The 10377-nt window shown below is 68.1% G+C and carries 9 protein-coding genes and 1 pseudogene; 7 read left to right on the forward strand and 3 right to left on the reverse strand.

All coding sequences use genetic code 11. The annotated features are described in order from the left end of the window. Positions 1-630: a response regulator gene (locus AAG689_RS25020; protein WP_406624251.1), complete on the reverse strand. Its 630-nt coding sequence runs from the start codon at positions 628-630 to the stop codon at positions 1-3. Beyond that, a complete protein-coding gene (locus AAG689_RS25025; RefSeq protein ID WP_406624252.1) occupies positions 623-1726 on the reverse strand; it encodes an ATP-binding protein in 1104 nt (367 codons plus the stop codon). Before AAG689_RS25025 ends, AAG689_RS25020 begins: the two co-directional genes overlap by 8 nt. Before the next feature lie 163 nt (positions 1727-1889). On the opposite strand from AAG689_RS25025, the gene AAG689_RS25030 reads away from it, so the two are divergent. The 7 genes and pseudogenes from AAG689_RS25030 (at position 1890) to AAG689_RS25060 (ending at position 8312) form a co-directional block, all read left to right on the forward strand. Beyond that, positions 1890-2336, forward strand: coding sequence for a hypothetical protein (locus tag AAG689_RS25030; RefSeq protein WP_406624253.1), 447 nt, complete (start codon positions 1890-1892; stop codon positions 2334-2336). A gap of 54 nt (positions 2337-2390) precedes the next feature. After that, positions 2391-2753 (forward strand): response regulator, encoded by a 363-nt coding sequence (locus tag AAG689_RS25035; protein WP_406624254.1) that lies wholly within the window; start codon positions 2391-2393, stop codon positions 2751-2753. A 53-nt stretch (positions 2754-2806) separates the two neighbouring features. After that, positions 2807-4950: pseudogene (locus AAG689_RS25040) on the forward strand (chemotaxis protein CheA). 74 nt (positions 4951-5024) lie between these two features. After that, a complete protein-coding gene (locus AAG689_RS25045) occupies positions 5025-5516 on the forward strand; it encodes a chemotaxis protein CheW (protein WP_406624255.1) in 492 nt (163 codons plus the stop codon). Continuing rightward, on the forward strand, positions 5516-6382 hold the full coding sequence (locus AAG689_RS25050) for a CheR family methyltransferase (protein ID WP_406624256.1): 867 nt from the start codon (positions 5516-5518) through the stop codon (positions 6380-6382). The genes AAG689_RS25045 and AAG689_RS25050 overlap by 1 nt, the downstream gene beginning before the upstream one ends. A 35-nt stretch (positions 6383-6417) precedes the next feature. Beyond that, positions 6418-7158, forward strand: coding sequence for a chemoreceptor glutamine deamidase CheD (cheD, locus tag AAG689_RS25055; RefSeq protein WP_406624257.1), 741 nt, complete (start codon positions 6418-6420; stop codon positions 7156-7158). A 44-nt stretch (positions 7159-7202) separates the two neighbouring features. Further along, positions 7203-8312 carry a chemotaxis response regulator protein-glutamate methylesterase gene (locus tag AAG689_RS25060; RefSeq protein WP_406624258.1) on the forward strand — a complete coding sequence of 370 codons (1110 nt, stop codon included), beginning with the start codon at positions 7203-7205 and terminating at the stop codon, positions 8310-8312. Between the two features lie 96 nt (positions 8313-8408). Here AAG689_RS25060 and AAG689_RS25065 read toward each other — a convergent pair whose 3' ends face one another. After that, on the reverse strand, positions 8409-10289 hold the full coding sequence (locus tag AAG689_RS25065; protein ID WP_406624259.1) for an ATP-binding cassette domain-containing protein: 1881 nt from the start codon (positions 10287-10289) through the stop codon (positions 8409-8411). Positions 10290-10377 lie beyond the last annotated feature (88 nt).

Here is a 10377-nt window from a genome sequence, read left to right on the forward strand (position 1 = left end):
TCATACCAGCTGGTTGCGGATGGCGTACACCGTCAGCTCCGCGTTGTTCGCCAGCTTGAGCTTGTCCAGCACGCGCGCGCGGTACACGCTCACGGTCTTGGGGCTGAGCATCAGCTCCTCGGCGATGTCCGATAGGCGCTTGCCCGAGGCGATCTTCACCAGCGTCTGCAGTTCGCGCTCGGAGAGCTGCTGGTGCGGCAGCTCCTGCGCGGGCTGGGCCAGGCTGTCGGCCAGCAGCTGCGCCACCTCGGGCGTGAGGTATTTGCGGCCCTGCATCACCGTCTTCACCGCGGCGATGAGCTGCAGCGGATCGCCCGCCTTGTTCGCGTAGCCGTGGGCGCCCGCACGCAGGCAGCGCAGCGCGTACTGGTCCTCGGGGTACATGGAGACGATGAGCACCTTCAGGTCGGGGTGCGTCTGGCGCAGGCTCTCCAGCGCCTCCAGGCCGCTGCGGCCGGGCAGGTTCAGGTCGAGCAGCAGCACGTCGCAGGCGGCGCCGCGCAGCACCTCGCGCAGCTCTGGGTAGCTGCCCGCCTCGCCGGTCACGCGGATGTCGGGCGACTCGGTCAGCGTGTCGCGGATGCCGCGGCGCAGCACGGCGTGGTCGTCGCAGAGCACTACGTCAATCATCGGCCGATCCTAACGGTATGGACACAACCACCAGCGTGCCATGCCCCGGCCGGCTGCTCACGTCCATCCACCCGCCCACGCGGCGCGCGCGCTCCTGCAGGCCCTTGAGGCCGAAGGAGCGCGGCTTTTTCAGCGCCTCGGGCGCCATGCCCTGGCCGTCGTCCTGCACTTCGAGCGTCAGCACGCCCTCGTGGTCCGACAGGTCGATGCGCACCTGCCGCGCCTGGGCGTACTTGCCCACGTTGGTCAGCGCCTCCTGCGCCGTGCGGTAGGCCACGAGCTGCACGGCGGGCGGCACATGGAGCGTGTCGCCGCTGCTGGCCACGCTCACGCGCACGCCGGTGCGGCGCTCGAAGGTTTCGGCCAGCCAGCGCACGGCGGCCACCAAGCCTTCGTCGAGCACCGGCGGGCGCAGGTTCATCATGAGGCGCTGCGCCGCGTCGATGGCGTGCTGCAGCATCTCGGTGGCGGTGGCCGTGTGGCGGCTCAAGGCCTCTTCCTGCGCGTGGCGGCCGATCCAGGCTAGGTCGAACTTCACCGCTGCGAGCGCGCCGCCGATGTCGTCATGGATCTCGCGCGCGATGGCCGCGCGCTCCTCCTCGATGGAGGTCTGCAGGTGCTCGGCCAGCGCAGCCAGGCGCTGCTCGGACTCGACCAGCTCAGCGGCCGCCTGCTCGCGCGCGCGGCGGGCCTCGGCCACCTCCATGGCGCGGGCCAGCACGTGCGGCAGGCGCGCCATGTCGTCCTTGAGCAGGTAGTCGGCGAAGCCCGCGCGCATGGCGTCCACCGCCGCCGCCTCGCCGATGGCGCCGGACAGCAGCACGAAGGGCGGGTGGCCGGGCCGCTGCTGCACCAGGTGCCAGGCATCCAGCGCGGTGAAGCCCGGCAGGCGGTAGTCGGCGAGGATCAGGTCGAAGGGCTCGCGCTCCAGCCACTCCTGCAGGCCCGCCAGCGTGTCGGCATGGCGCATCGCGTACGCCACGCCCGCGCGGCGCAGCGTCAGGCGCACCAGTTCATGGTCCGCGGGCGAGTCCTCGAGATGCAGCACTCGCACGGGTCTATTCTGAGCGCCAAGGTCGGCGGGAGTAGGTATCATAGGATACATATTGGAACAAATCGGGTGGGGCCTGGTGGCCTCCGGTCGGTCGTGTGGTGCGAACGGGCGCGGCGTTCGGGCATCATCGCTCCATCGGTGGCGCGCGCCGCCTCGCAATGGCTTTTCTTGCGTGCCGGTGTCAGCCTGCAGCGATGGAGAAACGATGCAATCTACGCTCAACACGCCAAGCGGCCCTGCAGTACAGGTGCCCGTGATGGTGGCGGCCGAGTTGCAGGACTCCCTGCTCATGGCCATGCACGACCTGCACCGCCTGGAAGGTTTGCTCAACCATGCCACGGACAACCTCATCGAACGCTTCGGCGAGGCCAACGATGCGCTGACGGACACGGTGGTGGACGGCTCCTGCGAACTGGCGGCCCTGCGCACGGCGCTGCGCAGCGCCGTGACGGAGCTGCAGTTCCACGACATGGCCACGCAGCTCATCACCCATACGACCAAGGTGCTGCAGGCCTGTGCCTTCCGCCTGGGCGCGGAGGCCATGGGGGTGGAGGAAGGCGAGGACGCGGCGCCGCTGGAGGGCGTGGCACCCGAGCGGCCCAATCCCGTCACCCAGAGCGAGATGGATGCGGGGTCGGTGGAGCTGTTCTGAGGAACGCGGGCCCGCTACTGGTTCAATTTTTATATTCAAGTCTTGGAGCTTTACATGCAGTCCATTCTTGCGGTCGATGATTCTCCTTCCATGCGGAAAATGGTCTCGTTCACGCTCACGGGTGCCGGTTACCACGTGGTGGAGGCGGTGGATGGCCAGGATGCGCTGGAGAAGGCGGAGACCCATGACATCCACCTGGTGCTGGCCGACCAGAACATGCCGCGCCTGGACGGCATCGGCCTCACGCGCAAGCTGCGCGAGCACCCGCGCTTCAAGACCATCCCCATTCTCATCCTCACCACCGAGTCCAGCGACCAGATGAAGCAGGCCGGCCGCAGCGCGGGAGCCACGGGCTGGCTGGTCAAGCCGTTCGATCCCACGCGGCTCATCGAGGTCATCCAGAAAGTCATCCGCTGAGGGCCTGCGAGGCCCCACGCGAACACCGAAAAGCACAAGAAGGACCCCGGACAATGGCGGACACCTACCAAGAAGGCGCGGGAGCAGGCGCGGACTTCGACCTCAGTCAGTTCTATCAGATCTTCTTCGAGGAAGCGGGCGAGAACCTGGACCAGATGGAGCAGATGCTGCTGGTCCTGGACGTGAGCGCCGCCAACGACGAAGAGCTCAACGGCATCTTCCGCTGCGCGCACTCGATCAAGGGCGGCTCGGCCACCTTCGGCTTCGCCGACGTGGCGGAGCTGACGCACCAGATGGAGTCGCTGCTCGACCGCCTGCGCCGGCACGAGCTGCAGCTGGTCCCGCAGATGGTGGATGTGCTCCTCGAATCGGCCGACGCCTCGCGCAGCCTGCTCGCGCGCCACCAGGCCGGCGGCCAGGGCGAGGCCGTCTCCACCAGCGACCTGGTGCGGCGCATCAGCGAGCTAGCGGCAGGCGGCGCGCCTGCGGCGCCGGCTCCCGCCCCCGTGGCGGCGCCCCAGCCCGCGCCCAGCCCGGCGCCCGTGGCGGCACCTGCGCCCGTGCAGGCAGCGCCCGCGGCTGCCGGCGGCGAGCGCGCGCTGGAGATCCAGGTGGGTCCGCTGCCCAACCCCGAATCGGCCGACGCCATCAAGGAGCTGTTCCGCGACATCCCCGGCCTGGGCACCATCAGCGACGTGGCGGACGACCGCCCGGGCATGCGCTCCTTCGCGGTGCGCACCACCTCGTCGGACGACGACCTGCTGGATCTGTTCGTCTTCCACGTGGCCAAGGAGCAGGTGACCATCCGCGCGGCGGGCGCGCCCGCGGCCCCTGCCGCCGAGCCGGCGCACGAGGAGCTGGCGCTGTCGGCCGCCGCCGTCGCCGAGCCCTACGGCTTCTTCAGCGGCGCGCCGGGCATGCCCGCGGACATGGTGGCAGGCGGCGCCGCTGCGCCGGCGACCGCGCCGCGCGCGGCCCCGGCCAAGGCGCACGGCCGGGCGGGGAGCCCAAGGCCGCGAGCCAGGCCTCTATCGAATCGTCCACCATCCGCGTGGCGGTCAACAAGGTGGACCAGCTCATCAACCTCGTGGGCGAGCTGGTCATCACCCAGGCCATGCTGGCGCAGAACAGCCGGGGCCTGGACGCGGGCGTTTACCAGCAGCTGCTGGCCGGCCTGGCGGACCTGGACCGCAACACGCGCGACCTGCAGGAGTCGGTGATGTCGATCCGCATGATTCCCATGTCGATCGTCTTCAACCGCTTTCCGCGCATGCTGCGCGACCTGGCGGGCAAGCTGGGCAAGAAGGTGGACTTCGTCACCCACGGCGAGGCGACCGAGCTGGACAAGAGCCTGGTCGAGAAGATCACCGACCCGCTCACCCACCTGGTGCGCAACAGCTGCGACCACGGCATCGAGATGCCGGCCGAGCGCCTGGCGGCGGGCAAGCCCGAGCACGGCACCATCACCCTGTCGGCCTCGCACCAGGGCGGCTCCATCGTCATCGAGGTGCGCGACGACGGCAAGGGCATGAACCGCGAGAAGATCCTCAAGAAGGCGCGCGAGCGCGGCCTGGACGTGTCCGACTCCATGCCCGACAGCGAGGTCTGGAACCTGATCTTCGCGCCGGGCTTCTCCACCGCCGAGGTGGTGACCGACGTGTCCGGCCGCGGCGTGGGCATGGACGTGGTCAAGAAGAACATCGCCGCGCTCAACGGCACGGTGGAGATCGACTCCGCCGAGGGCTACGGCATGCGCGTGTCGGTGCGCCTGCCGCTCACGCTGGCCATCATGGACGGCATGTCCGTGGGCGTGGGCGACGAGGTCTACATCCTGCCGCTGTCGTCCGTGGTCGAGTCGTTCCAGGTCAACCTCGACGACGTGAACACCGTGGCCCAGGGCTCGCAGCTCGTGAAGGTGCGCGACGAATACATGCCGGTGGTAGCGCTGGAGAAAATCTTTCAGGTGCCGCGCCCCGACGCCGTGCGCCCCAATGACATCATGGTGGTGGTGGAGGCCGACGGCAGCCGCGTCGCCGTGCTGGTGGACGAACTGCTGGGCCAGCACCAGGTGGTGGTGAAGAACCTGGAAACCAACTACCGCAAGGTGCCCAACGTATCCGGCGCCACCATCCTGGGCGACGGCACCGTGGCGCTGATCCTGGACACCGCCGCCCTCGTGCGCCGGGCGCGCCATTGAAGAAGTTATATGCAAAATAGGCCTCCAGCGCTTACTGGTAAAGCATAGGCAGCTATTGAAATGGGAGCAATGGAATGAGCGTGGTGATGAACAAGGGCGCCGACACCGCGGCCGCCGGCGCGAGGGAATACCTCACGTTCCGCCTGGGCCAGGAGGAATACGGCATCGACATCCTCAAGGTCCAGGAAATCCGGGGCTATGAGCCGCCCACGCGCATCGCGCATGCGCCGGCCTTCATCAAGGGCGTGACCAACCTGCGCGGCACCATCGTCCCCATCGTGGACATGCGCCTGCGCTTCGACTGCGCGCAGGCCGAGTACAACAGCTTCACCGTGGTGATCATCCTCAACCTGCGCGAGCGCGTGGTCGGCATCGTGGTGGACTCGGTGAGCGACGTGATGGAGCTGACGCCCGAGCAGGTGCGCTCGGCGCCGGACATCGAAAGCGCCATCGACGCCCACTGCATCCGCGGCCTGGGCTCGGTGGGCGAGCGCATGCTCATCCTGCTCGACATCGAAAAACTCATGGCCGGCGTGGACATGGGGCTGGCTTCGCAGGCGGTCTGATGCGCGCACGGGCGTCCTCTCCCCTGCCGGCGCAGGCCTCCCCGCAGGACGAGGGCGGCCAGGGACGCGAATTCGCCTGGACCGGCGCCGACTTCTCGCGCGTGCAGGCGCTCATCTACCAGCGTGCCGGCATCAGCCTGCACGACGGCAAGCACGCCATGGTCTACAGCCGCCTCTCGCGGCGCCTGCGCGAGACGGGCCACACCAGCTTCAACGACTACCTGGGCTGGCTGGAAGGGCACGACGGGCCCGAGTGGCAGGAGTTCGTCAATGCCCTCACCACCAACCTGACGGCATTCTTCCGCGAGCAGCACCATTTCGAGATCCTGGCCTCGCTGCTGCGCATGCGCGCCGCGGGGCCGTGGAGCATCTGGTGCAACGCGGCCTCCACAGGCGAGGAGCCCTATTCCATCGTCATGACGGTGCAGGAGACGCTGGGCGCCAGCGTGCCCTTCAAGCTCGCCGCCAGCGACATCGATTCGCGCGTGCTCGCCACCGCCTCGCGCGGCGTGTACCGGCTCGACAGCCTCAAGGGCCTGAGCCAGGAGCGCCTGCAGCGCTTCTTCCTGCGCGGCAAGGGGGCCAACGAGGGGCTGGTGCGCGTCAAGCCCGAGCTGCGCAAGCCCATCGACTTCCTGAGCGTGAACCTGATCCGGGACGACTGGCCGTTCCGCGAACCTTTCGACGTGGTGTTCTGCCGCAATGTCATGATCTATTTCGATGCGCCCACCCAGCGGCGCGTGCTCGAACGCATCCACCGCGTGCTCAAGCCGGGCGGCATGCTGTTCGTGGGACATGCGGAGAATTTCAGCGACTCCCGCGACCTTTTCGCCCTGCGCGGAAAGACCGTCTATGAGCGGCTGTGACCGTGCGGCCGCCGAACCGTTGAGGTATCGCTTCCATGAGCATCGCACGACCTGAACCCCCGCGCATCCCCGCTCCGAGCACCGGGGACCGCCGCCGCGTGCCGCGCGTCGCCTCCCTGGGCCCCGACCCGCTGGCGGGCGGGCGCGCCGAGGCGCCCGCGGCGTCGCTGCAGGAGCTCAAGGCGCGCGCGCGCCGTCCGGGCGAGGCGTCGTTCTTCTTCTTCGACCACCACTTCCAGCACAACGCCGTCAAGGTGCTGCCGGGCGAATACTTCGTCGCCCAGGAAAGCCTGGTGATCATGACCGTGCTGGGCTCGTGCATCGCGGCCTGCCTGTGGGACACCCGTTCGCGCGTGGGCGGCATGAACCACTTCATGCTGCCCGACGGCGACAGCGCGGACACATCGGGGCGCTACGGCTCCTACGCCATGGAGCTGCTCATCAACGAGATGATGAAGCTGGGTGCGCGGCGCGAGACCATGCAGGCCAAGATCTTCGGCGGCGCGCAGGTCATGCACAACTTCACCACCCTCAACGTGGGCGAGCGCAACACCGGCTTTGTGCAAAACTACCTGGCCACGGAGCGCATTCCGGTGGTGTCCGAGGACGTGATGGACATCTACCCGCGCAAGGTGGTGTTCTTCCCGGTGACGGGCAAGGTGATGGTCAAGCGCCTGGCGCATGCCCATCCCGAGACGCTGGCCGAGGAAGTGGCGCGCGGCAATGCGGCAACGGTGGCGCGGACCACCAAGGGCGGGTCGGTCGATCTGTTCTGAGGACCGGCCGCGCGAAGCGACAACGAGGGGAAACAAGGAAAGCAATGAGCCGCAAGATCCGGGTGATCGTGGTGGACGATTCGGCGCTGGTGCGCAGCCTGCTGGCCGAGATCATCAACCGCCAGACCGACATGGAGTGCATAGGCACGGCCAACGATCCGCTGATCGCGCGCGAGATGATCCGGGAGATGAATCCGGATGTGATCACGCTCGACGTGGAAATGCCGCGCATGGATGGCATCGACTTCCTGGGCCGCCTCATGCGCCTGCGGCCCATGCCGGTGGTGATGATTTCCACGCTGACCGAGCGTGGTGCCGAGGTGACCATGCGCGCGCTGGAGCTGGGCGCGGTGGATTTCGTGGCCAAGCCGCGCGTGGGTCTGGCCAGCGGCCTGAACGAACTGGCCACGCAGATCGTCGACAAGATCCGCGTGGCCGCGGTGGCCCATGTGCGCCGCGCGCCCGTGCGCAGCGCCGCCAGCATCGTGCATCCGGAGGCGGCCGGCGCGCCCGCGCCTGCGCCTGCGCCCACGGCGGCCCTGCTGGGGCGGGTGTCCACCGAGAAGCTGATCTGCATCGGCGCCTCCACCGGCGGCACCGAGGCCATCCGCGAGGTGCTGGTCCACATGCCGGCCGACTCTCCGGCCATCGTCATCACCCAGCACATGCCGCCGGGCTTCACCACCAGCTTCGCGGCGCGGCTCAACGGCCTGTGCCAGATCACCGTGAAGGAAGCGGTGAACGGCGAACGCATCCTGCCCGGCCATGCCTACATCGCCCCGGGCGGCAAGCAGTTCCACATCGCCCGCAGCGGCGCCAACTACGTCGCCGTGGTGGACGACGGCCCGCCCGTGAACCGGCACAAGCCGTCGGTGGAGGTGCTGTTCAAGTCCGCCGCGGCCGTCGTCGGGCGCAATGCCTACGGCATCATGCTTACCGGCATGGGCAACGACGGCGCGGCCGCCATGCGCGAGATGAAGGACGCGGGGAGCTACAACTACGTGCAGGACGAGGCGAGCTGCATCGTCTTCGGCATGCCGCGCGAGGCCATCGCGCACGGTGCTGCCGACGAGGTGCTGCCGCTCACGCAGATCGCTGCCGCGCTCATCGCGCGCCTGCGCGGCGCGACCGACCGGCTGCACCACCGCATCTAAAAAAGGAGCTGCTTGTGCTTGCGGGGCAAGGTTTTCGGCATATTTCCATGCTGAAAGCCTTGTGCTAAAAGCGCAAGTAGCTCTCTTTTTTGAAGATCACGCCGAAAGCAGTTCCCAGCGCTCCAGCGCCTGCATCAGCAAGTCCTCGATCTCGCCATCGCGCGTGTGCAGCGCCGCCGCACGGGCGCCGTCGCGTGCATACAGGCTGCCGTCCGCCAGCTCGCCCCGGATCGCCTGCTGCTCCGTCTCCAGCGCCTCGATCTGCGCGGGCAACTGCTCCAGCTCGCGCTGCTCCTTGTAGCTCAGCTTCTTCTTCTGCATGGGCGGCAGCTTGTCCTGCGTCCGCTTGGGCTCCGCCTTCGGGGCGGACTTGGCCGCTGGCGCGCCCGCCAGCGCGCGGCTGCGCTGCGACTGGGCCAGCCAGTCCTGCACGCCGCCCTCGTATTCGCGCCACAGGCCATCGCCCTCGTAGGCGATGGTGCTCGTCACCACGTTGTCGAGAAAGGTGCGGTCATGGCTCACCAGGAACACCGTGCCGTCGTAGCTCTGCAGCAGCTCCTCCAGCAAGTCCAGCGTGTCGATGTCCAGATCGTTCGTCGGCTCGTCCAGCACCAGCACGTTGGCCGGGCGCGCGAACAGCCGCGCCAGCAGCAGCCGGTTGCGCTCGCCGCCCGAAAGGGAGCGCACGGGAGAGCGCGCCCGCGCCGGAGAGAACAGGAAGTCGCCCAGGTAGCTCTTGACGTGCTTGCGCTGCGCGCCGATCTCGATCCACTCGCTGCCCGGGCTGATGAAATCCTCCAGCGCCGCATCGAGGTCGATGCCGTGGCGCATCTGGTCGAAATACGCCACCTGCAGGTTGTTCCCACGGCGCACACTGCCGCTGTCGGGCGCCAGCTCGCCCAGGATCATCTTCAGCAGCGTGGTCTTGCCGGCGCCGTTGGGCCCGATCAGCCCCACCTTGTCGCCGCGCAGGATGGTGGCGCTGAAGTCGCGCACGATGGTGCGCTCGCCGAACGCCTTGTTCACATGCGCCAGCTCGGCTACGATCTTGCCCTGGTAGCCGTTCTGGCTGCCCGAGGCGATGTCCATCCGCACGCTGCCCAGCGCTTCGCGCCGCGCCGCGCGGTTGGCGCGCAGGGTCTCCAGCCGGCCGATGCGGCTTTGGCTGCGCGTGCGTCGCGCCTCCACGCCCTTGCGGATCCACACCTCCTCCTGCGCCAGCAGCTTGTCGGCCTTGGCGTTGATCACTGCCTCCTGCGCGAGCTGCTCTTCCTTTTGCAGCACGTATTGCGCGAAATTGCCCGGGTACGAGCGCAACTGGCCCCGGTCCAACTCCACGATGCGCGTGGCGATGCGGTCCAGGAACGCGCGGTCGTGGGTGATGGTGACGATGCCGCCCTTGAAATCCAGCAGCAGTTCCTCCAGCCACTCGATGGAGTCCAGGTCCAGGTGGTTGGTAGGCTCGTCGAGCAGCAGCACGTCCGGCCGCGCCACCAGGGCTTGCGCGAGCGCCACCCGTTTCTTGGTGCCGCCCGACAGTGTGCCGATCACGGCCTGCGCGTCCAGGTGCAGGCGCTGCAGCGTCTCCTCCACGCGCTGCTCCCAGTTCCAGGCGTCGTAGGCTTCTATCTGCGACTGGAGTGCATCCAGGTCCACACCCGCTGCGGCGGACAGGTACTGCTCACGCAGCGCCATGGCATGCGCCAGCCCCTGCGCTGCCGCCTGGAATACCGTGGCCTCCGGGGCCAGCAGCGGATCCTGTGCCACGAAAGCAGTGCGCAGCCCCTGCTGCACGCTCAGCGTTCCATCGTCGGGCTTGGCCAGGCCGCCCAGAATCTTCAACAGGGACGACTTGCCGGCGCCATTGCGCCCGATCAATCCCACCCGCTCGCCGGGCTCCAGCGCAAAGCCCGCGTGGTCCAGCAGGGCGACATGCCCAAAAGCCAGTTGGGCGTCCATCAAGGTAATCAGTGCCATGGCTCGAAATTATGGAGGGCGCCTGGAGAAGTTCTCCAAACAAGGGAAAAACCGATGTATACTCCAAGGCTACGCTGCCCGGTCAGCT

The organism is Acidovorax sp. SDU_ACID1, from assembly GCF_045291395.1.
Lineage (GTDB): Bacteria > Pseudomonadota > Gammaproteobacteria > Burkholderiales > Burkholderiaceae_C > MR-S7.